Below are 987 nucleotides of genomic sequence, written 5' to 3'. Positions count from 1 at the left end.
GACCAACGCCATCAAGGCGATGCCCGTTTGAGCMTGCGCCATGTTTGCGCTGGTCGACGTCAACAACATGTACGTGAGCTGCGAGCGGGTGTTTAAGCCCTCGCTTAACGGACGGCCGGTCGTCGTGTTGTCAAGCAACKATGGCGCCTGCATCGCGCGCAGTAACGAGGCCAAGGATCTCGGTGTGCAGATGGCGCAGCCGTGGTTCCAGGTGCGACATCTGGAGCGCGAGACGGGGCTGATCGCGCTGTCTGCCAACTTCGAGCTGTACGGCGACATGTCCAGTCGCATGATGTCGATCGTCGGGCAATACGCGCCGCGGCAGCAGATCTACAGCATCGACGAGTGCTTCCTCGACTTCGACGGCGTGCGCGGCGACCTGGTCGAGATTGGCCGCGACATCCGCCGGACTGTGCTGCAGTGGACCGGCCTCCCGACCAGCGTGGGCTTCGGTCCGACCAAGACCCTTGCGAAGTTGGCCAACCATGTCGCGAAGATGGCCGATCGCAAGCCGGGCTCGTATCCGGCCGCCTTCGCACAGGTGTGCAACTTCGGTGCGATGTCCCGAGCGGAGCTGGGAGAAGTGATGGGGGTAACCGAGGTGGGCTGCGTGTGGGGCATAGGCCGGCGCATCGGAGCGCGACTGACAGAGGCCCGCATCCACACGGTGCGAGACCTGCTCAACGCAGACATCACGGCACTGCGCAGCCAGTTCAGCGTGGTGTTGGAGAAGACGCTCCTGGAGCTGCGCGGCACCTCGTGTCTCGACCTCGACGACACGCCGGCAGGCCGGCAGCAGATCATGTGCTCGCGGTCATTCGGAAGCGCCGTGACCGAACTGGCGGAGCTGGAGCAGGTGGTCAGCGATTTCGCGTCCCGCGTGGCTGAGAAGCTGCGGCAGCAGGGCAGTGCGGCGGGATCGGTTCACGTCTTCATTACGACGAGCCCGCATCGAAAGCAGGATCGCCAGCACAGCCCGAGCATGAC

Annotated in this window: 1 protein-coding gene; it reads left to right on the top strand. The window is 64.4% G+C overall.

Translation table 11 applies throughout. The features are described from left to right. Positions 1-40 precede the first annotated feature (40 nt). The coding region (locus AC1DXV_RS34980) for a Y-family DNA polymerase (protein WP_477938094.1) at positions 41-987 on the top strand (947 nt) is incomplete at its 3' end.

This window comes from Rhizobacter sp. P3_C12 (assembly GCF_056402735.1).
Note: the sequence above shows the minus strand (reverse complement) of the source record. Positions and strands in the feature narration are given on the sequence as shown.